The sequence below is a fragment of the Spirosoma flavus genome, from assembly GCF_054778555.1.
On record NZ_BAAGZL010000002.1, the window covers coordinates 452,388 to 475,243 of the forward strand.

The window sequence follows — 22,856 nt, forward strand, 5'->3', positions numbered from 1 at the left end:
CCAGCCGTTTTATAGGAGTTACGTTTGTTCTGCTCCAGTAGGCTTCTGCTGGAGCTTTTTCTTTATAAGGCAAATCCGATCCGGAATTCAGTCCAGCCGTCGCTATTGGTTTTGAGCGAAAACGGGAATTGGTGGCTGAGCAACACTTCGCGGGTTAGCGTTAGCCCAATTCCCTGCCCTTCTGGCTTTGTACTGTAGAAAGGATTAAACAGGTTTCCTGCTACGTCGTCAGGAATAATTTGTCCATTATCGCGAATGAGCAACTGCTCAGATGTACTGACTACCTCAACCTGTTGTCCTGGCCCACAGGCTTCTATGGCATTTTTCACTACGTTCAGAAGTACCTGCTCCATCTGTTCCACATCGACTAATTGAACGTTACGTTCATCAGTAAGAACAGTCAACGTAACGCCACGGCCTTCGGCCATTGGCTGCATGAGTCGTGCTACGTTGCGGGCAATATCACTCATATCTGCCGACTGTTTCTGGGGCTGGGGCAGTCGCACTACGTCGGCAAATCGACGCATGAACCGGTTTAGCCGGTCGTTACGCTCCATAGCGACCTGCACGGCGTGCTGCACATCGGGCTCTGCTACGTAGGACTGCGTTACGTCAAGAATCGAGTTGACGGCTCCAATCGAGTTATTGACTTCGTGCGCCATCATCCGAATTACTTTGCTGTACGCTTTCTTTTCCGTCGCCAGAATTTCGGGCGTTAATTCTTCGATAATCAGAAACGACCGTCGAAAACCTCTGTCCATGAAATTGGCCCGTATCACTTTGTAAGTCTCGATGCCATTTGGTTTCATAATCCGAGATTCACCATCGGCCAGATCGGCTACCTGGGCCAGCAATGAGTAGCCCAACGCATCGAGTGGTTTACCCACTACGTCGTTTGGCTGAACCGATAATAACGTACTGGCCCGTGGATTGACAGACGCAACATTTCCATCGAAATCGAAAATCAAGATGGCAATCGGAGCTGCCTCGATGAGCTTGTTCAGAAAAAATTGCTGTTCCACTTGTCGGGTACGTTCCAACCGAAGCTGGTCGATCATGAGATTATAGACCGTAATTAGTTCGTCAACTTCCTGATTACCGGTCTGCACGAATTTTACCGTAAAGTCTTTATCCCGAATGGCTTCAATACCCGACGCAATAAATTCTGACGGCTGTTGAAAGGATCGGTAAATCTGAATGGCAAAGTAAATGGACAGTAAGAGGCCAATCTCGCTGACAATAAACAGCAGCTTATCTTGTTTCAGTACCAGAAAAAGCAGCGCTGTAATGGCAACGTGAACAACAACGATATAAACAATGTAACGGGTTCGAAAGCTGACGTGCATAAGGGCATGGGGCAGCGGGGTAATGGACTGGGGTTCAGGACTAATAATATTAATGTATCCTCGGTCCCATGTCTTTACCCTTCTGCTTCAGAATATGGTATCCCAAATTTCTCCAATCGGCGGTAGAGTGCAAAACGGGTGATACCCAGCGCTCGCGCGACTTTCGCGACCCGGTTCTGATGGAAAGCCATCGCCCGCTGAATCATCTGGTACTCCATTTCCTCCAGCGTCATCATGCCAACATCAGGCAGGGAGTTAGAAGACTGAGACACAGCGTTATTTTTTTGCGGTAGGTTTTGCTGAAAATCGTCGGACTGGAGTTCGTCGTTGGGCGACAGGAGAACCGTACGTTCAACGATATTTTTCAATTGACGAATATTTCCGGGCAATGTCAGGTTTTTCAACCATTTCTGTGCCGTCGAACTGACTCGTAAATCCGGGCGATTGTAAATGGTTTTCAAGTTGTTGACGAAATAATTAACCAGCAGCGGTATATCGCCAGGGCGCTCGCGGAGAGCCGGTAACCGTACCGTGATTAGGTTAATCCGGTAGAATAAATCTTCCCGAAACAGACCGTTGCTAACCATTTCTTCCAGATTCCGGTTCGTGGCGCAGATAACACGAACATCCACGGTTTTCGGCTTGCTGCTTCCCAGCGGCTCAAATGTTCGATCTTGTAACACACGTAGCAACTTAACCTGGCTGGCTGGGTCAAGATCGCCGATTTCGTCAAGGAAAATGGAGCCTTTATTCGCTAATTCAAACCGCCCGACACGATCGGTTTTGGCATCGGTATAGGCACCGCGTACATGGCCAAATAACTCGCTTTCGAACAACGTACTGGAAATCCCGCCGAGGTTGACTTTCACAAATGGCTGGCGTTTCCGGCGGCTGTTTTGATGAATGGCTTCCGCTATTAGCTCCTTCCCTGTACCACTTTCGCCCGTGATGAGCACCGGCGCATCGGTTGGCGCAACACGCCCAATGGTCGACAATACGTCCAGCAGCTTCGTATCGTCGCCAATAATATTATCGAATTGAAATTGCTGATCGAGCTTCCGGCGACCGGGCGACGTAGCGATTGTTTGTGCCAGATTGAGGGCAGTACGTACCGACTGCACTATGTGATCGTTCTGCCAGGGTTTGGTAATAAAATCTTTAGCCCCGGCTTTCATGCCTTCCACAGCGAGGTCGATACTTCCCCATCCGGTAATCAGAATAATCGGTACGTTCGGCAACCGCTCCCGAATCCGACGTAGCAATCGCAAACCGTCGTCTCCCGACGTATCAATCGAGAAATTCATATCCAGCAAAATGACCTCGGGGGTTTCCTCGGCCAGCACCTCGAACGTCTCAAACGGGCCGTCGGCCAGCCGCACAGTAAAGCCTTCTTTCCTGAATAAAAGCGAAAGAGACGTTTGAACAGCAATATCGTCGTCAATGATGAGCAGCATGTCTGAACCGAGTTTTAGCAGATCTAAGGATTTTCTGGATTTTGTTTTTCGCTTCTTCGAAGCGCTTCATCGATTAGCAAAATCCAGAAAATCCTTAAATCTGCTAAATCCCGGTTCAGATTACTCTTCGTGCAGCGCCACTGCCGGTTGAATCAACGCAGCCTGACGACTGGGGAAGAGGGCGCATAACGTAACGATGGCATATATGATCGCAATTGCAATTATAATAGCCGTTACGTAAATACCCGCTTGTACGTCAAACACATTTAGCAGTGGGAACTGGATGGCGAAGAGCAGACCGATCAGCATGGCGAACGTAGCGAGGACCCAGATTTCGCCGATAAACTGCGTCGAAATGCCGCTGCCCGTTGCGCCAATGGCCCGTCGCAGGCCGATTTCGCCACGACGCTTAGCGATGCTCAAGTTCAATACGCCGAACAAACCGAGCGCTACGTTGATCAGCAGAAAAGTGCAGACAACCAGTGCAATAATAACCGGTACCAGGACTAAGTTATGCTGATTTTTCCGCGAATCGGCCAGGTAATCGACTTCCACGCTCCAGCCGGTGACCATCGACGCAATATCTTTCACAATTTTCGCTTCAAAAACCGCGTCAGTTCCGGGTTTTACGCGAATCAGCATCGTATCGTTCCAGGTTTCGTTGACCTTGACCAATTCAAAAATGGCTGGTTTATCGGACATAAATTCGCCTTTCGCCTTGAATTTATCAACCACACCAACGACCCTTAATTTATCACTAACTATTTTTCCTAGTGCATTTTCATCGCCAAATAGTCCTTCTTTTGCCTTCTGGTTAATGACAATAGGTCTGTATTTTCCGACGCTGTCCACGTTTCGGTACCAGCTTCCCGCCGTGAGAGGAATCTCCAGAACCTTCACAAAATCTTCATCGGTTACGTAGAAATCGGCAAGAACCTTACGCTTATTGTAATCGACGCCGTTGTTCATCTGATTGGCTGAAAACGGAAAATTACCACTCATCCGCGACACAACTTCCACTTCAGGATATGCTTTTAGCCGCTGCATGATTCGCTGCTGCTTATCGGCGATATCCACCGTATCCTGGTTATTTCTCAAGCCTAAGGCCCATATGTTTTCGTACGTAAATCCAAGCGGTTGCCGATAATTTCCGACGTTAATGACAATCAGCGTTGCCAGTCCGAACAAAACCATAAACGAAGCCCATATTTCCACGATCAGCAGCGCGTGAGACTTCTTTTTATTCCAGATTAATTTAAAGAGATGAGGTAGCATTTTAAAAGAGCGAAAGAGTGAATGAGCGAAAGAGTGAAGGGCTAGTGCGAAAAAGAATTCGCTTATTCACTCCGCATCGGCGGTCCGATTTCGCTCTTTAAGATTTTAGCGCTTCAGCGATATTGAGTTTCGACATGCGAAGGGCGGGAAGTACGCCCGACAGGAATCCAAAAACCAGGCAGACGAGCAGGCTAACCAAGAACACATTCAGGTTGATGGTCAGATCGGCGAAGGGAATCCAGCCGCTTGCATTGATCAGTTGAATGGCAATGCTTGCCAAAAGCAAAGCGATAGCCCCGCCAATCAACGTAATGAAAATGTTTTCGACGATAAACTGCCAGACCAGCGTTTTTATGGGTGCTCCGAAGGCTTTCCGAATGCCGATTTCCGAAGCCCGCTCCATAATGCGACTAACGTTGACGTTCACCAGGTTAATAGCTGGCAACCCCATGACCATCAGCATAAGAAACGCTACAACACCGTAGAAAATCGTTTTGAGTCCGGCATTTTCGCCAATAATCGTCCCGATGAAATTTTCTACGTAAGGTTCACAGGGCACTTCCAGTACGGCATATTTAAAGCCATCTTCAAATCCAGGTAGCGGAATTCGATTGATACGTCCCTGAAACTCTTCCTGAATAGCCGCAAAATCGGCTTTGTTTTTGGCCAGTATCATACAGACGTACCCTCCGCGCATTCCGCCACGCTGATAATTACTTTTGGGCGTCGTGTACGGGAAATAAACATCGGCATAACTAAATGGTCGGGTGATCGGCCCGCTTCTGACTACACCGATTACCCGATAGCGAATGTTTTCGATCTCAATCGTCTTACCAACGGCAGATTCTGAGTCCTCAAAATACTGCCTCTTTAAATCGTCGGTGATAACGGCTACGTAGTCGCCATTGGCAGTATTTTGCTCATTATAAGGTTTCCCTTCAATAAATTCGAAGCTGTTGACGTACCAGAAATCTGCGTCGGTAAACTTCGTATTTAGTTTAATTTTTTGCGACCCAACATAAGCATTCGACGTATTGACAAACGTACTTAGGGTCACTCGTTCGGGAGTTTTTAGTGTCTTTGCAAAATCCGTCAAAAACTTGAAACTCATCGGTCCTGAATTCCGGGAGGTCCGACTCGAATCCCGCATACTCATCTGCATGACATACAGCGTCCGGTCACGATTCACTTCAGGATAGTGCGTTCCAAAAAGGTGATCTAGAAACGACGTAAGCACCATTAACACAGTCAGTGTCAGGCTGATGCCAAACAACGTAATGAAGGTATAAAACGGATGCCGCAGCAATACCTTCCAGGCGATTTTGATGTAGTTCAGTAGCATAATTAAAGAGCGAAAGAATGAATGAGCGAAAGAGCGTAGGAGTGAGTGTTAAAGCTTACTTTTCGCTCATTCACTCTTTCGCTCTTTCACTCTTTATAAAACCTGCGTGCCGTCGAATAACCTCACCAGTCGGTGCGTACGTTTGGCCATTTGCTCATCGTGGGTAACCATGACGATGGTAGCCCCTTCGCTGTTGAGTTGCTGGAGAATAGTCATGATCTCGTTTCCCATTCCGCTGTCGAGGTTGCCAGTTGGTTCGTCGGCCAGGATTATGTCGGGGTTACCGACGATGGCGCGGGCAATGGCGACCCGTTGTTTCTGACCGCCAGAGAGTTGTTTCGGGAAATGCTTCATGCGATTGCCCAAACCCACTTTCGCCAGAGCGTCTTTGGCGTAATCCTGACGAGGTTTGCCGTTGGTGGATCGATACAGCAACGGAATCTCTACGTTATCCAATACCGACAAATCATTGATCAGGTGAAAACTCTGGAAAATGAATCCAATTTTCTGATTCCGTAACCTGGCCAATTCCTTGTCGCGATACTGCGTAACAGGCTGTCCATCAAGCTCGACCGTACCTTTTGACGGTTCGTCGAGCAGGCCCATTACGTTGAGTAGCGTACTCTTGCCGCATCCCGAAGGGCCCATTATGGAAACAAATTCACCTTTCTGAATATCCAGATTGATGTTGTTGAGCGCCAGCGTTTCGATGGTGCTGGTCCGGTACACTTTTTCGATGTTTTTGAGATGTATCATGATAAGTTGGTAGTCATTAGTAGTCAGTCGATAGTAGAGTATGCATCAGCCACTATCGATTATTGACTATTTTTTGGTTTGTTTCAAAATCGTACAGAGTCAATAAACGTAGTGTGTAAAACGCCTGCCAATAGTCGCGGAGGGCGATGATGGCGTCGCGACGGGCACGGTCTTTTTCCTGCGTGGCAATACCTAAATCGGTCACGCTCAGATCACCGAGCTTAAAACGGTCCTGCGCAATCTGGTAGCGACTCTGACCAATTTGATCGGCTTTTTCGGTTAGGGTTACCTGCTGGCGGAGCATCTGGAGTAACGTAACTTGTGTAAAAATCTCCTGCTCAAAGGTCAGTTTGTCCTGTTCGACTGTCTGCTGCGTCAGCTCGCGATTCGCTTTCGCTGTTTCGACGACTGCCTGCTGCCGTCCCCACGACATAATCGGTAAGGTAAACTGAAGCGATACGTATTCCCGATTCTGTGGCCGCACGTACACATCACCTAAACTTGGGCCCTGGTTCGACAAACCATAACCAGCTATCAACGTAGCGTTCAGGCCATTATTCTTGCGTGCTTTATCGAGATCGCGGTCGGCTTCCAGCAATCTCCGGCGAAAACCAATAGCACTTGACCGATTGGCAACGGCTTCGTCGAGCGCCTGTCGAACATTGACGTTCAATAAGGGCAACTGATTGGGAATAGCCAGCTTGAGCGGTTGCAACTGAGCCGTGTCACGCATACCCGCAAACGACCTCAGACGTAACGAAGCCACTGCTTCTGTCTGACGCGCCGATGCCAAATCTTTCTCGGCATTCAATACGCTCAGTTGCAGTTGGAGCAGGTCATTCTGCGAAATTTTGCCCAGTTCGAGTTTGTGCAACGCAATGTGATATAACGTATCATTATTCACCCGGTTGGTTTCGGCAATCTGTAAATTCACCTGCGCCACCAGCAAATCGAAATAGAGCGTAGTTGCCGACAGCGAAACCTGTTCGCGCGCTTCCAGCGATTGCTGATTTCCTTCAGCATACACCAGCGGCTGAATTTTCCGGTCCCAGCGCATCAGGTTGAACTGAAACAGTGGCTGATTCAGGCCAATCCCGAACGGAACGCCATTATACAGGGTGTTTCCCTGTATGAAATTATCGAATCGTTGAAGTTGCTTTTGCAAAAAAATGGTCCCACCCGTTGGCGCAATCGTCTGACTTAGCGATAGATTCAACATTGAATTGTTATACGAGACCGGTTCAAATTGAATATTGCCATCAGGCTGTATCACCTGAACGTACGAACGGGTAAAGTTGGGCAACGTACCATCCAGACTTAATTGGGGTCGAAACTGCGCCAGAAACGAGCGGTACTGCCAATAGTTGGTGCGTAGCTGAGTACTGGCCCGCTTGGCCGCTACCGACTGATTTTGAGCCAGTTGCAAAACTTCATTCAATGTAATGGTTTGTGTTTGTCCGAAGGCCGTTTCGCTAATCAGCCACAAACCGAGCAATAAAGAAAAAATGCGGTTCATAGCGGTTACGGTTTCTTGGGGTCAATCGTGATTTCTTCCAGGTTTTCATACTCGCTCAGATCGGTCAGAATAACCTGTTCGCCCGCTTGTATCCCCTGCTTGATCTCTACAAAGTCGAAGTTTGTCAGGCCAATCGTCACTTCTCGCCGTTGCGCTACGTTGCTTCCTTTCGGTAATACGTAAACGTATTGTTTACGCTTACCCTTAAACGTTGGGCCATTTGCCACGCGCACCGCTTCGCCAACACGATCTGTAATAACAAATACGTCAACTTTCATATTGGGACGTAGCGATGCGTGATGGCTGTTGTCCAACTGAACCACGAACTGCAATACGCCATTTTTTACTGCGGGTTTTACCTGAGAAATCTGTCCACGCAGGCTAGCTTCGTTCACTTTAACGATGACAGGTAAACCGGCTTTCACCTGACTGGCATACACATCGGAACAGGAGGCTTCAATCCGAAAACTGCCTAAATCAGCTAGTTTAGCCAGTATTTCACCTTCGTTTACCGACGAGCCAATGTTCTCGTTTACCCAGGTCAGCACGCCGGGCCGGTCGGCAATAATGTTGGCCTGTTTCAGTTTATGATCTAATTCTTTCAGGTTCTTTTCTTCAATCTGCGCCTGTAACGTGGTTTCGCGCAGGCTGGCTCCCATCGATTGCCGATTGTAAACCAGATCATTTTCGAGTTGCTTTTTCTCCAGTTCGGCAACACGTAGTAAATTTTCGGTGCGTGTTACGTCTTCGGCGGTGCTCCCTCCTACTTTCTGCAACCGCCTGGCGCCCTCTACGTCCGCTTTCAGTTTATTGATATTGAGCTGTTTAATCTGATCATTAACCTCGGCGTCGTACAGGCTTTTGTTCAGTTTCATACGCAGTTGGTCAATACCGTTACGTTTCAGTGCCAGTTGATCAGACAGTTTTTCGCGCTCAATTTCGGAGAGTGATTTATCAAGATCGAGAATGGGCTGGCCGGGTTTTACAGCTGTGCCGGGCAGAAGAAGGATGCGCCGGATGCTGGCCCGAATAGGGCTGGTAATGATTTGCTCGAAAGCCGGAATTACTTCGCCCGTCGCATTCAATGAGTTTTCTACGGGGCCTCTTTCCGCAACCGCCGTCCGAATTCGGCTGGCTTCAACCGATGTTTTTAGCGCATTTCTTGCCCATAAAATTACAGCCGCTATTCCAACTGCAATCGCTACTCCAACGAGCAAGCTCCGATTACGACTTCGGTTGGTTATCTCCGGGGCAAGTTCCTTATCCATTTTCTCTGTTGTTATTCACAGAGAATAAACCAAACGACGTGCCATTGCATAATTTACTATCTATCAGTAAATTACCCCATACCACGTTACTGAAAATTGTGCGAAATCGCACAGTTCGTTACGTTATCGCACCGACCATTCAGCTGAAAGTTGACCAGTCTGATTTTTTCGATCTAAAAACTGTGTGCGCATCCGAAAGCTTTTCGTACCTTTTTAGCTTCTAATTACCTAGAATCGGTACATTCTCAAACAATGACAAAATTTACTTTATCTGTTCTTTTCCAATTCTTTGCTTTCCTTGCCTACGCGCAACCAAACCTCGCTCGCTACGTCCACCCGCTGATCGGCACCGAAAAAATGGGGCATACGTTTCCCGGCGCGACCGTCCCGTTTGGCGCCGTTCAGCTCAGTCCCGATTCCGATACGTTGTCGTACGAGTTCAATGGGATATACAATGGTGATGTATATCGGTACTGCGCGGGCTATAAATACGAAGACAAAACGATTGTTGGTTTCAGTCACACGCACTTCAGCGGAACGGGCCACTCCGACCTCGGTGATTTTCTGATTATGCCGACACAGGGCGAATTACAACTCAATCCGGGCGTCGCTTCGAATCCGAAAAGCGGTTATCGGTCAGCATTTTCACACGCGAATGAAATTGCCGAAGCGGGATATTATAAAGTTAAACTCGACGATCACAACATTCTGGCCGAGCTGACGGCGTCAAATCGGGTTGGTGTCCATCAATATACGTTTCCGAAATCTGACCAGTCGCACATCATTCTGGATCTGATGCACGGCATTTATAATTACGACGAAAAAGTCGTCTGGACGTATGTGCGCGTCGTGAATGATACATTGATAACCGGCTACCGACAAACCAACGGCTGGGCCCGCACCCGAACCGTTTATTTCGCCTTATCATTCTCGAAACCCTTTAAAAGCTACGGCCAAAAAAATCTGGATAAGCCCCAGGTTTACAAAGGATTCTGGCGGAAATTCGACCAAACGCGCAACTTCCCGGAGATTGCGGGCAAGCGCATTCGGATGTATTTCGATTTCGATACGCAGGAGGGAGAAAAGGTAAAACTAAAAATGGCGATTTCGCCGGTTAGTCAGGAAAATGCACTGGCGAATATGCAAGCCGAGGTTCCGCACTGGAATTTTGATCAGGTAAAAACGCAGGCTCAGGCCGCCTGGAATCAGGAACTAGCTAAAATTCAGATTGATGCGTCAGAGACCGATAAGGTCAATTTCTATACGTCGCTCTACCACACGTTCGTCAACCCGACGGTTTATATGGATGCTAATGGCCAATATAAAGGGTTGGATCAGAACGCGCATCAGGCTAACGGGTTCACCAACTACACGACCTTTTCACTTTGGGATACGTATCGGGCGCTGCATCCTTTTTTCAATCTGATGCAACCGAAACGTAACAACGACATGGTGCAGTCGATGCTCGCTCATTATGACCAGAGTACGTTGAAAATGCTGCCCATATGGTCGCACTACGCCAACGACAACTGGTGCATGAGCGGTTACCATAGCGTATCGGTACTGGCCGATGCGATCATCAAAGGTGTTTTTAAAGGCGATGCACAAAAAGCGTTAGACGCCTGTGTTGCTACGTCCAACCACCGTGATTATGAAGGCATTGGCGACTACATTGATAAAGGGTACATTCCGGCTACGTCCAATGGTACGTCCGTTTCTAATACGTTAGAATACGCTTACGATGACTGGTGCATTGCACAGCTGGCGAAGAAATTGAATCGACAGGATGTTTATGAAACGTATCAGAAACGCGCCCAGAACTGGCAAAATGTTTACGACAAATCCATCGGTTTCATGCGTCCGCGATTGGCTGATGGCACGTTCAAACCTGAATTTGATACGTATAGCACGCACGGACAGGGATTTATCGAAGGTAATTCCTGCAACTTCAGCTTTTTTGTGCCGCAAGACCCTGCTACGTTGATTCAGTATATGGGTGGACCGAAGAAATTTGCCGCCCGTCTTGATACGCTGTTTGCGATGAATTTGCCCGATAAGTTCTTCGCTGAAACCGAAGATATTACGCGCGAGGGTATTATTGGCGGTTATATTCATGGCAATGAGCCTGCACACCACGTAGCGTATCTGTATAACTGGGCGGGGCAGCCCTGGAAAACGCAGGAACGTATCCGAACGATTCTAAAAATGCAGTATAAACCTACTCCAGATGGCTTGGGTGGCAACGACGACTGCGGTCAGATGAGCGCGTGGTATCTGTTTTCGTCGATGGGCTTTTATCCGGTATCGCCCGGTTCCGAAGAGTACTCCTTAGGCAGTCCCTCCGTCAAAAATGCGCAACTTCATCTCGAAAACGGCCAAACGTTCACGATTGAAGCTATTAATCAGAGTGATCAGAATGTGTACGTCCAGAAAGTGCTGCTAAACGGCAAGCCATTAACTCAGCCTACAATTACCCATTCTGACATTTTAAAGGGTGGTAAGCTAACGTTTTATATGTCAGCAAAACCAGTAAAAAATAAATAATAATCGCTAAGATAACCGCAAAAGGTCGCGAAGTGCTTCGCGACCTTTTGCGGTTAAAAAGTAGTAACGAGCCAACTATTAAGAATTTATCTAAATAAAATTTGAAGGTCACTTTTCAGATTGTACTTTTGCAGGCTAACGATTCAACACGCTGGCTGCGAGTGGAACATCTAGTTTTTCAGTACATTATCAAGCCAATAAATTCATGAACAAGATTTTAAAATCTATGCTCGTAGGTAGCTGGCTCCTGCTTTCAGGAGTCGTTAGTTACGCAACCACCGGTAACTTCAACGATACGACTCGCACTTACGCCGTTCCGACACTGGCGAAAACGCCGAAAGGAAACGTAGCACTATCGTGGACCGAAAAAGACAAGGACGGTACTACGTTCTTTTACTGGGCCGAATCGAGCGATAAAGGCAAAACATTTGGTGATAAAAAGCTGATTTACTCCGCCGTTGGGTTGGTCAGTTCCCGACTGATGCGCCCGAAATTAATGTTCAAAAAAGATGGTTCGCTGGTAGCCGTGTTTGCCGCTCCCGGTACGTCGGTTAGCGCACCAACGGCATCATCTCAGTCAGGCCATGACCATGGCGATGCTCATGCTGGACACGGCAATGCACCAAAAGCGGGAGGCCGCCCGACGGATTTGCAAATTGTGTACAGCGTCTCGAAAGATGGCAACACCTGGAGCCAGCCAACACCTGTTCACGCCGACAAAACACCCAATACGGTACGTGGTTTCTTTGACGCTACGTTGTTAGCAAACGACGAGGTTGCCGTTGCTTATCTGAACGATATTCCCGGTAAAGCCCACGAGCGCGATTTAAAATTCGTTACGTCGAAAAGCGGCAAATTTACCGATGTAAAAACCTTAGACCCGTTTACCTGCGATTGCTGCAACATCAGTCTGCTGGTTGATAACAAGGGCGCGCTGAATTTATATTATCGTGAAAATCAGGATAACATCCGGGATATTTACAAAATGATTTCGACCGATAACGGCGCTACGTTCTCTAAAGCGGAAAACCTGTTTGCCGATAACTGGAAAGTGAACGGCTGCCCGCATTCCGGACCAACATCCAGCGCCAGTTCGGCCGGGAATCTGATTGCCTGGACATCAGGCACAACGGATTCGCCGGGTATTCGGGTGGTGACGCAACAAGGCAAACGTCTGTTTGTACTGGAAGACCAGTCGGCGAAAAACGCGTTTCTGGCGTCGGCGCCTAAATCGGCGGTTTTAGTTTGGGAACAAAATCAGGCGCTGGAAACAGGATTAACTTCAGTCATCGCGTACAAGCACATTACGTCGGATCAGAACCCGGCAACGCAGTTTGTTAAAAACGCTGTCAGCGGCACGAACGCAACAGGTGTTGTTATTGATAACCAACTAATTGTGGCTTACGAAGTCAAAAAAGGGAATAACAAAAACGGAGTAAGTGTGGCGCAGGTAGACTTGTAATATGTATGATTTATGAAGTATGATGTATTATCTACAGTCGATATACATCATACTTCATAAATCATACATTTTCTATTACCACTACTGCTTTTCCTACGATTTTCCGTTCCATCATATCGGTGAGCGCTTGAGGGGCTTCAGCCAGCGAATAACGTTTGTAAACGTGGGGCGAAATCTTGCCCTCAGATGCCCACTGAGCCAGCATCTGCATATTCTGCCGATTTAAGGCGGATTCTTTCTGCGTAAACATGCCCCAGAAAACGCCCACAATTGAACTGCCTTTGAGCAAGGCCAGATTCAGTGGGATTTTTGGAATATCGCCCCCAGCAAAACCAACTACCAAGTATCTACCTCGCCAGGCCATCGACCGAATAGCCGGTTCGGACCAGCGATCTCCGACGGGGTCATATACCACGTCAACACCTTTACCTTCCGTAATTTCTTTGATACGTTCGCGGAGGTCTTCGGTTGTGTAATTGATTAAATGCATAGCGCCTTTCTCCTGACAGACAGTTAGTTTCTCATTTGTTGAAGCGGCTGCAATTACCGTAGCCCCCATCCGTTTACCCAGTTCTACGGCGGCCAGCCCTACCCCGCCAGCGGCTCCCAAAACCAATAAAGTTTCGCCTTCTTTCAACTGGGCACGATCTTTCAGCGCGTGGTAGGACGTACCAAATGCATAGAGCGTTGATGCGCCCGTTACGTAATCCATGCCATCGGGCAGTAGAATCGTAGCACGCGCATCGGCGATACGTTCTTCAGCCAGTCCGCCGTGAGTTCCGAACGTGAAGACTCGATCACCGGGTTTGACGTGTTTAACGCCTTCGCCAACAGCCTTCACTACGCCCGACGCTTCACTTCCTGGCGAAAACGGCAGAGTTGGCTTAAACTGATACATGTTTCGGATGGTAAGTGTATCCGGAAAATTCAGGCTACAGGCTTTTACCTGAATCAACACCTCGCCAGCTCCCGGTACTGGCGACGGTACGTCCTCCAGTGTGAGCGTATCGGGCAAGCCGTAAGCGCGGCAAAGAATGGCTTTCATATGCAACACGGATAAAAAACACACCTACGTTAACACAATCCGGCCGCGTTACGTAGTTGTTGGCTAAAAGAACGTAATGATCACTCAACTGCTTTGGCCTAATTCGAATATTTAGCCTGCATAGATTTAATAAACCGGAGACCATTTTCGGCAATGTCCCAAGGGTCGTTGTACTCGCGCCAGACGTTGATGGAATTGGCGAAATCTATATCGTTCCGTGTAAACGCTTCGATGGTCATCCAGCCTTCGTAGTTTACTTCGGCCAGCGTTCGGAACGTATCATCCCAGGGAATATGGCCAGCGCCGGGCGTACCGCGGTCGTTTTCACTGATGTGCACGTGTGCAAGCAACGGGGCAATGGTACGTATCGCATCCGGGAACCGCTTCTCCTCCATGTTGGCGTGGTGCGTGTCAAACATTGCCCGCACATTAGGATGGTCAGTCAGGCGAAGCAGGTGCGTCAACTGAGCCATCGTATTGCACAAATAGCACTCAAACCGGTTTAGAGCCTCGGGAGTCAGTACGATATTGGCTTGTTTGGCGTAATCGCCAACAGTATTCAGGACTTCGGCGCTGTGGGCGTATTCATCAGGTTGGGGTTCACGTCGGCTGAACGTAGCGAAGGCAGAATGCATCGGTCCGCAAATTACCGTAGCGCCCATCGCGTGCGCCCGATCGATGGCTCCTTTCAGAAAATCGACGGCTTTCGCCCGAACGCTGGCCGAGTCGCTGGCCGGATTCTCATCGGGTCCAACCACCATAACCGTAGTACGTTGCAAACCCAATTGATCCAGATGCTGTCCGAACTGACTATACGCTGCTACGCCCTGATTATCAATAAAACACTCGATTCCGTCGTAACCAATATTTTTTAAGCGTTCGGCAATGGGGTGCATTTTCTCCGAAATCGGGGCCGACCAGGCAAGCAGATTGAAACCAACAGGGCACGCGTTTGATAAAGCCATAACTTAATAAATAAGGGTAAAGAACGGTTAGACTGTACCTGTTCAGGAACAAGTTCACAATGGGAGTTTTACCTTACTGAGGAAACTCTATACAAAGAAAAACTTTAAACCAGACGCTACGTATCAAATGGTACGTATCATTTCTCCATCGGATGCTCTTTCAGCAATTGTTCGGGGGAGTAAAAGTCCTTTTTCTGCCCGGTTGACGCCCGCACTTTTTTAACCTGTTCGGGTGTTATGGCAGGTGCTTGATTTCCAAAAGAATTACGCACGTAGGTTAGCACGGCAGCCAGTTCGTTGTCTTTCAGCAAACCACCAAACGGCGTCATCGGAACCTGACCAGGAAATTTCTGACCGTTCACTTCAATCGGCCCAAGCATACCTTTCAAGACCAGTTTGATGAGTCGTTCTTCGTTACCCGTTACCCATTTCGTACCGGCCAGGGGCGGAAATCCAGAGGCAGCCAGCCCTTTACCATCGGCCTGATGGCAGGTGATGCAGTAACCTTCCTTGGCAAAAATTTCCCGGCCCGTCGTGTACAAATCCAGGTCGGCGCCTTTCAGGCTGGACGTAACGGTTATTTCTTTTTTCTTCTGAACCGGCCTGTCGTTCAGGTGCGCTACGGCCGTTTCGTGCGCGTGAACCATCCAATCGTCCATTGGCTTCTTGGCGGCTTCGGCCAGAATGGGCAGGCCTTTTTCTTTTCCTATCCACGAAGCGGCTACGATGGCATCCAGCCGAACGCGGCTATTCTCATCACGAGCGGCCTGCATGAGCAAATCTGCCTGATCCGGCACCTGATGACCCGTATAACGTACCACCTGAACGGCAGCCGCCCGCGCATGGTAGTCCTTGGCTTTCAGCATCTGACGGAGCAGTTTCTGGTCTACTTTGTCCATCCCCCAGCTAACCCACAGCGCTTCCAGCATATGGTGTTCGTAACGCGGATCATTTTTGTCCAGCTTTGCTACCCAAGGGCCAATTTTGGCTAATACTTCATTCACATCCCGGCCACGTAACTCACGGCGGGTGCGGTAGCGCGCCCGGTATTCGGGTAATTTCAGGTTATCAAGCAATTCGTCAATAGTCGCTCCGTCGATTTTGGCGGGTTTCACCAGCGGACGAGATGGATACGTAACGCGATAGATACGTCCGTGTGAGTGGTCTCGTAGCGGGTCGCGGGCGTTGTGCTGCATGTGCCCGATCAGGATGTTGTGCCAGTCGATCAGGTAGAGCGAACCATCCGGCGCAAACTCCATATCGACCGGACGGAAGTTACGATCTTCGCTCACGACCAAATCCTGCCGATGTTTGCTTTTATAGCCCGTGCCGTCATCCACCATCGTGTGCTCTTTCATTCCCAGAAAACCGATGGTATTGTTGATCAGCAAATCACCCTGAAGTTCATCCGGGAAGTGGCGGCTCGACACAAATTCCAGTCCAGACGTTGGACGTACCCGGTGTGCTTCTTCAATAAGTTGCACCGATTTATGAGTGGCTTCACCGTAACGTGGCAATACACTGCCGGGCATCATCCAGCGTACATCAGGGCTTGATGTTTCGGCAAAAAACGGCTGACCCCAATCGTCGAAAGCAATCCCCCAAGGATTTGGAATAGAAAGCTGGGCGGTACGTTCAAGTTTCTTAAGCTGAGGAGCGTAGCGGTAAAATCCACCATTGGTCGCCCGTACTGGTCCGTACGACGTCTCTACGTTGGTATGCAGAAAAACGCCCTCACCTGAATAGATTGCACCAGATGGATCGACCGTGAAGGCATGGCTGTTGTGGTGCGTATCGTGGTCATCGTAACCACTCAGCAGAATTTCCACTTTGTCGGCTTTGTCGTCGCCATTGGTATCGACGAGTAGTTTCAGGTTCGTTCCCTGCGATACGTAGACGCCTTCTTTCGCGATTTCGAAACCCAGCGGCAGGTGCAGTTTATCAGCGAAAATGCTTTCTTTATCGGCCTTTCCGTCGTTGTTGGTATCTTCAAAAATCAGGATTTTGTCGTTAGGTTTGGCGTCGCCGGGTTTGTAGTGCGGATAACTGGGCATCACCGCTACCCATAACCGACCTTTGTTGTCAAACGACATTTGCATCGGTTTGGCCAGATCGGGAAACTGCTGCTCATCGGCAAACAACTCAATTTTATAACCTTCCGGCACTTTTAGTTTAGCCAGTGCTTCCGGACCGGTCAGGTACGTCAGGCTTCCGTTTTTCTCTGGGTTATAATTGGTTTTTACAGCCGGTAGAATCTTTGTTTTTTCATCAGCAGCCGCTACGTCCATTTTCTCACCTTTGGAAGCCGCCAGCCAGATCGCCTTGTCGCGAATGGCCGTCATCTGGCGGATTTTCTCAATTTCAGCCGGATAATTGTCCGGGCCGAACGGATTATACCGACGACCGTAGACGTGGACGCCATTTGGAATTTTGAAATCATTGTGCCACATCCAGTTTTTCTCCATCACGGCCTCGTGGACGAGTTTCCGATTGGTTTCGGCTTTAGCTGGCGTTTTCCCAAAAACCTGATCGGCGAGCAGCAGACCCAGTTTTTTGTAGCCTTCTTCGGTAAGCTGCGAACCGTCGATGGTTAGGTCGGCCTGGCTGTCGGCGTACCACTGTTTCGAGGGCGTAAACATATCGATAAACAGCACTTTGTTCTGCTCACAAACTTCCTGCATGGCTTTGGTATACATCGCCAGATTCTCGTTTTCCTTTTTACCATTCGGTAAATCGAACTTGGCCGACAAATCCTCGAACGCGATGGGCGACACAATAGCCAGTTGAGGAGCCGACGTACCGTTGTATTTCTGCTTCAGCGTCCATTTAATGAATGCATCCAGCTCACCTTTATAGTTTTCCAGTTTTTCTTTACCCTGAAACGATTCATTGTAGCCAAAAAAACCAATGATAATATCGGTTTTCAGGCGAGTGAGCCATTGGTCAGGCGTTTCAAAATGACCTTCGCTGCCCGAGTTTGTCGCGCATTCGGTCTGAAATTTTTCGGCACCCGGAAATGCCCAGGGGCTAAATCGGGATGCATGCGGCCGGAAACCGGGCGTATCACCCCCGTCGCACATGTTACGTATGAATAGCGAATCGGTGGGGTAACGTAGCTGCATCTCGGTTTCGAACGTACCGAAATTCATCATCCTTGAACCCAGGTTGTTACCGAGCAAAACGATACGTGCTTCCTTTTTAACGCTGAGGGCTGGAGGAGCGGCCAAAAAAGCGCTGAAGGCAAAAAAGGCCAGCACAACGACACCTACCAGGCCGGCTATGCTGATGAGCCTCGATGTATTCATATTGATTGTCAGAGATTATTTTGGATGACCGTACGGAACGTTAATGTCAATTTTACCTTTCCATTTTTTCGGTATGGGTTGGCCGAGCGCCCAGTGAATGGCGTTGATCACCAGATGCTGAAACGACTCAACCTGGAAATCTTCCGGATGGCCCATGGTCGTCATGAATGCTTTGCCACCCCATTGATTCTGCCACGTCCAGGCCACCGGATTTTCAATAGCTTCCTTATCTGGATCAACCGCTTTACCCATCAACAGATACGTAGCACCCTTGGCCGGATAGTCGGGTTTGACCCGGTACAACCATGACGCTACGTGAAATGAGGGGGCAACTCCCGTCAGAATTGGGTTCTTGGCGGCTTCGGGAATTATCGTTACGTCGGTCGTGCTTTTGTGGCCATAGTGCGTGTGTTTGGCTGCGCCACCCCAACCTGGAGGACTGCCAAAAGCAAATTCGCCAAATGAATTCCAGCGTTTCCGCTCGTCTCCATCAGGGTAATTAAACGCGTGAGTCGTGGTGCGGAAGCCGACAACCGGTTTGCCCGATTTCAGGTATTCGTCGATGTAATTTAATTGTTCCTGTGGGAGCAGACGCCAGCGCAGGAAAAACACGGCCAGATCGGCCTCACGTAATGATTCCAGCCCTGGAATGTCTTTTTCGCCATTATAATCGGGTACTGATTTCAGGACTTTTGTCCGCATCCCGTAGTTCTTTTCCAGTTCGGCGGCAATTAATGGAAGCGTCAATTCACCGCTGTACTCATGATCGCCCGTAACAAACACTACGTACGGCTTTTCGGCTTTGGCAGAGAGCGTTTCCAAATGGTTGGCAAAGGCTTCGTTTTGAGTCAGACCAAGCAAGCTGGATAAGCCCAGGAGGCCAGAAGTCTGTTGCAAAAAAGCTCTGCGTTTGGTTTTCATGGATTGTCGGTTTAGGATTTTCGAAACATCGCGCCCATAATTTCTGGTGCCCTTTCGTCAGTAAATCAGGGTTACTATTTAGGTTTTATGACAAGACGATTGGCCGCTTAATTTACCCATAACTTTATGGATTAGCTGGTATTAGCTAAAAAAGCGCAAATGTTGGCTAATATAATGGAACTTGCGGCTGATGTTACCTAAGCAGAACGCTTCAGTTTTTCGACCAGGGCCAAGAAAATATCGCTTGCTTTACCGCGTTGGCTACGGTAGGCAGATTGACCCGCCCAAAGTGAAATATAATCACGCAGATTATGTTGCTGCCCATAGGTACGTAGCGCGGCTGTCAAATTATTCTGGTACGTATAATAAGGAATCGTTACGTTCGATTGCTCGATACGTTTCATGAAACCATTTTTGATACCTCGCGCCCAACGACCGGAAAAAGCCCTTGTCAAGGCCGTCGACGTATCATGAGCAGTCAGTACGGCTTCTTTATAGATTTCACTGGCGGCACTTTCATCACTGACAATGAAGATACTGCCAAGTTGAACGCCTGAAGCGCCCAGCATAAATGCGGCATTTACAGTTCGATCATCATATAATCCTCCGGCAGCAATTACGGGCACTGAAACCGCATCAACCACTTGCGGAAGCAACGACATGAGCCCCACTTGAGGTAAGGCTTCATCCGTCAGAAAACTGCCCCGATGGCCGCCCGCTTCGATGCCCTGCGCCACAATCGCATCGACGCCCAGATCAGCCAGCACCTTTGCTTCGCGAACACTGGTAGCCGTTCCAATCAGCCTAATGCTCCGATTCTTACATTGGCCAATTACCTCCGGTTCCAGCGTACCAAAAGTGAAACTGATGATCGGCACTTGTTCATTGAGTAACACCTCTACTTGATCCATATAACTGAAGAACGTAAAGTCTGTCAAGGATTTGTGCTCAAAAGGGAGGCCAAGCTCGTCATAAATCGGCTTCAATAGCTGTTGCATGGCATCCAGCTGTTGCTGATCAACCGGATCACGAGTCGAGTGGGTAAACAAGTTAACGGCAAAAGGCTTGTTTGTTTTGGCTTTAGTCTGTCGAATTAACTCGGCTGTTTTTTGGGGCGACAAGCCACCGACTGGCAACGAACCCAGTCCACCTTCATTAGCGATAGCGGCCACCATAGCAGGGGTAGTCACTCCGAGCATCGGTGCCTGAATGATCGGGTAATCAATCTGTAAAAGCTGGGTTAATGAATTAGGCAAAATCATAAGTTGAGAAAAAAAGTCAGGTAATTGCAACTTACATCCAGACAACGTACTACTCAAAAACGTAACGTAGTAAAAAACAAATGCCGACCGAGTACATCAGTCAGCATTTGTTTTCAGGAACGTTCTGCTACGTTTATTTTCCTGCTGTCAATATGTTTTTCATCTGTTCGGCAACGTACTGATTGCCAGCGTCGTTTAGGTGAACACGATCGGTGGTCAGAATTCCCCGATCCTTATTTTCAGCGTTGCTTTTTAGATTGTAATCCAGAAAAGCCTTCCGCAAATCTATCAATGGTACGTTGTATTTTTTGGCGATATCACGGATGAACTGGCTGTACTGATTCAGGTCGCCATCCTGCTGATTGGTCATGTCTGTTTTTTCGCCGATTGCCGCTGGCGTACACAGCGCCACTTTGATATTAGCCGCCTGGAGTTTCTTGACAACGGCCTCATAGAATTTCACAAACTTGTCGGGGTCAGTGCCGGTGCCCGACGTTGCTTTGTGCCACACATCGTTCACGCCCACCCAGATCACAACCATATCGGGCTTCTGCGCCATCACATCATCGTCCATGCGCAGGAACAAATCATAGATTTTATTCCCGCCAATGCCAGCCCCTATTAGCTCATACTGATCGGCTGGAAGCATGGTTTTCAGCCGGTCGATGTAGCCGCCGGGCTTAACGCCAGCTTGTGTGATGGAATCGCCAAAGAAAATAATTCGGGTGGGTTTGGCAGCCGTCATTGCCAGCAGGCCGACGACCAGAAACGCAAGAATGAGTCGGGCAAATGTTTTCATAGTCAGCAAAGACATTCTGACTTCAGATTTACTAAATATGTATGTGTTGGCCTGGGCTAAAAATAACAACGGACTACCGTTTAATAAACTTCAGACTGAAACGTTATATAATGAACAGGCATAATTTTATGGGTTATTTGAAATGGCATCCCCATTGGGGTGCCATTTTTTGTTTAGTCGGTGTAGACCACAAAACATGCTACGTTAGTCTTTCATTTGCGCTTCGTTAACGTATAATCCGAACTTTTACTGACAAGCCCGTTTGCGTCGATAGCGTAGAATTTTAAGGACGTATCTGAAGTTATTTCAACCTTGAATTTCTTCCAGGCCGGGTCAAAATCTGTGTTCCAGTTACGATAACTCATTACGTTATTGGCATCGATTTTAAATTCGACCTTTTGCCTTTTTGCCCCTCCCTGATCAGTTGCATTATAGTAGTAAAAATTCTTTCCAGCCGAAAAATCAAAGAATACGTCTTTAGATGACAGGTAGTTGCCCTGATCCCAGTTCCCTGTCAATACAGAAAGGATTTGCCCTGATTTTACAACTACATCGACTGGTTTTTCTATGTCGCTTGTTTTAGTAAACAACTTAGGCAATTGTTCTGTAAATGAATTTCCCGTTTCAAATAGGCGAGAAACTTTCATCTCGTCATCGGACACCAATTCAATACGAGCGTGCCTAACCTGTTTTCCAGTAGCATCTTCCACATAAATAATGCTATTTACTATGCTGTATTTAAACTCGACTCTGGCCGTTTCCATAGCACTGGGGATAGAAACGCTAGGCTGGTAGTAATCCTGATAAATAAGGATATTGGTTTCGGGCGAAAACCGGTAGGTATAATTGTCAAATTTGTTTCCTTCGTCTTTTACATAAACACCCCAGACACCCGATAAATAATCCACCAGTTTTTTGTCATCTACTACGTCAGCCATGGCGTATTGAACGGCAGGAATGAGCACATTATCGGTTTTTGAGTTTTCACCACCATTTCCTCGGGCTGTCAGTTTCACTGAATAAGTCCCGGCTTTTGAATAGCGTAGTGTTGGATTTGGCTCCGTGGATGTCTTGCCGTTGCCAAAATCCCAGCTAAATGATTCGGCGTCTTTAGAGGTGTTGGTAAAGGAAACCTGCCCGTTTGCATTCACCCAGGTAAAGCTGGGGGCTGGCTTTACGGTTGCTACCTCAATTTCATTCGCCGAACAGCCTGCAATTGGTAAAATACTAACCAATACGAGAAAGGTGTAAAGCAATTTCATAAGGGTGAAGATAATTTTGAAAATTAAGTTAGCTTCTCAATCTTTTTTGAGCTCAGTCGGTTACAAAATCTCGTTTTTACCGTTGCATACGATTGGAAAATTCAGGCACTCAGGAGTACTACTAAAGTATGCACGATGAAGATAGCAAGTTTGGGCACAAGAAACAAAAAAGGCTTATAACCAACTGATTTAAAGTAAGTTATAAGCCTCTTAGCAGAGAGCGAGGGATTCGAACCCCCGGTACCCTTGCGAGTACTTCTGATTTCGAATCAGACCCGTTCGACCACTCCGGCAGCTCTCTTCGACTTTGGGATTGCAAAGATGCACGTTCACC

16 protein-coding genes and 1 tRNA gene are annotated in these 22,856 nt (G+C 48.1%); 2 read left to right on the plus strand and 15 right to left on the minus strand.

Annotation, left to right across the window (positions count from 1 at the left end; translation table 11 throughout):
• Positions 1–62: 62 nt before the first annotated feature.
• The 7 genes from ACYVF1_RS10935 to ACYVF1_RS10965 form a co-directional block, all read right to left on the minus strand.
• The gene (locus tag ACYVF1_RS10935; RefSeq protein WP_461078549.1) at positions 63–1,346 is read right to left on the minus strand and encodes a sensor histidine kinase; all 1,284 of its coding nucleotides are present in this window, start codon (positions 1,344–1,346) and stop codon (positions 63–65) included.
• Positions 1,347–1,420: 74 nt separating this feature from the next.
• Positions 1,421–2,800: a sigma-54-dependent transcriptional regulator gene (locus tag ACYVF1_RS10940; RefSeq protein ID WP_461078550.1), complete on the minus strand. Its 1,380-nt coding sequence runs from the start codon at positions 2,798–2,800 to the stop codon at positions 1,421–1,423.
• 120 nt (positions 2,801–2,920) lie between these two features.
• On the minus strand, positions 2,921–4,075 hold the full coding sequence (locus tag ACYVF1_RS10945) for an ABC transporter permease (protein ID WP_461078551.1): 1,155 nt from the start codon (positions 4,073–4,075) through the stop codon (positions 2,921–2,923).
• 97 nt (positions 4,076–4,172) lie between these two features.
• On the minus strand, positions 4,173–5,417 hold the full coding sequence (locus ACYVF1_RS10950; RefSeq protein WP_461078552.1) for an ABC transporter permease: 1,245 nt from the start codon (positions 5,415–5,417) through the stop codon (positions 4,173–4,175).
• Positions 5,418–5,510: 93 nt separating this feature from the next.
• Positions 5,511–6,173: an ABC transporter ATP-binding protein gene (locus ACYVF1_RS10955; RefSeq protein WP_461078554.1), complete on the minus strand. Its 663-nt coding sequence runs from the start codon at positions 6,171–6,173 to the stop codon at positions 5,511–5,513.
• Positions 6,174–6,225: 52 nt separating this feature from the next.
• A complete protein-coding gene (locus ACYVF1_RS10960) occupies positions 6,226–7,689 on the minus strand; it encodes a TolC family protein (RefSeq protein ID WP_461078556.1) in 1,464 nt (487 codons plus the stop codon).
• Between the two features lie 5 nt (positions 7,690–7,694).
• The gene (locus ACYVF1_RS10965) at positions 7,695–8,957 is read right to left on the minus strand and encodes an efflux RND transporter periplasmic adaptor subunit (RefSeq protein ID WP_461078558.1); all 1,263 of its coding nucleotides are present in this window, start codon (positions 8,955–8,957) and stop codon (positions 7,695–7,697) included.
• Positions 8,958–9,209: 252 nt separating this feature from the next.
• On the opposite strand from ACYVF1_RS10965, the gene ACYVF1_RS10970 reads away from it, so the two are divergent.
• Together ACYVF1_RS10970 and ACYVF1_RS10975 are read left to right on the plus strand one after the other, a co-directional pair.
• Positions 9,210–11,501 (plus strand): GH92 family glycosyl hydrolase, encoded by a 2,292-nt coding sequence (locus ACYVF1_RS10970; RefSeq protein WP_461078560.1) that lies wholly within the window; start codon positions 9,210–9,212, stop codon positions 11,499–11,501.
• 205 nt (positions 11,502–11,706) lie between these two features.
• The gene (locus ACYVF1_RS10975; RefSeq protein WP_461078562.1) at positions 11,707–12,963 is read left to right on the plus strand and encodes a sialidase family protein; all 1,257 of its coding nucleotides are present in this window, start codon (positions 11,707–11,709) and stop codon (positions 12,961–12,963) included.
• Positions 12,964–13,024: 61 nt separating this feature from the next.
• Here ACYVF1_RS10975 and ACYVF1_RS10980 read toward each other — a convergent pair whose 3' ends face one another.
• The 8 genes from ACYVF1_RS10980 to ACYVF1_RS11015 all read right to left on the minus strand — a co-directional run bounded on the left by ACYVF1_RS10980 (position 13,025) and on the right by ACYVF1_RS11015 (position 22,823).
• The gene (locus ACYVF1_RS10980; protein WP_461078564.1) at positions 13,025–14,008 is read right to left on the minus strand and encodes an NADPH:quinone oxidoreductase family protein; all 984 of its coding nucleotides are present in this window, start codon (positions 14,006–14,008) and stop codon (positions 13,025–13,027) included.
• A gap of 98 nt (positions 14,009–14,106) precedes the next feature.
• The gene (locus ACYVF1_RS10985) at positions 14,107–14,973 is read right to left on the minus strand and encodes a sugar phosphate isomerase/epimerase family protein (RefSeq protein ID WP_461078566.1); all 867 of its coding nucleotides are present in this window, start codon (positions 14,971–14,973) and stop codon (positions 14,107–14,109) included.
• A 137-nt stretch (positions 14,974–15,110) separates the two neighbouring features.
• A complete protein-coding gene (locus ACYVF1_RS10990; RefSeq protein ID WP_461078568.1) occupies positions 15,111–18,278 on the minus strand; it encodes a PVC-type heme-binding CxxCH protein in 3,168 nt (1,055 codons plus the stop codon).
• Between the two features lie 15 nt (positions 18,279–18,293).
• Positions 18,294–19,199, minus strand: coding sequence for a ThuA domain-containing protein (locus ACYVF1_RS10995; RefSeq protein ID WP_461078570.1), 906 nt, complete (start codon positions 19,197–19,199; stop codon positions 18,294–18,296).
• Positions 19,200–19,396: 197 nt separating this feature from the next.
• Complete coding sequence (locus ACYVF1_RS11000; RefSeq protein ID WP_461078572.1) at positions 19,397–20,461, minus strand: NAD(P)H-dependent flavin oxidoreductase; 1,065 nt, start codon at positions 20,459–20,461, stop codon at positions 19,397–19,399.
• 133 nt (positions 20,462–20,594) lie between these two features.
• The gene (locus tag ACYVF1_RS11005) at positions 20,595–21,260 is read right to left on the minus strand and encodes an SGNH/GDSL hydrolase family protein (protein WP_461078574.1); all 666 of its coding nucleotides are present in this window, start codon (positions 21,258–21,260) and stop codon (positions 20,595–20,597) included.
• A 212-nt stretch (positions 21,261–21,472) separates the two neighbouring features.
• Complete coding sequence (locus ACYVF1_RS11010) at positions 21,473–22,522, minus strand: PKD domain-containing protein (RefSeq protein WP_461078576.1); 1,050 nt, start codon at positions 22,520–22,522, stop codon at positions 21,473–21,475.
• A gap of 214 nt (positions 22,523–22,736) precedes the next feature.
• Positions 22,737–22,823 (minus strand) — tRNA-Ser (locus ACYVF1_RS11015).
• Positions 22,824–22,856 lie beyond the last annotated feature (33 nt).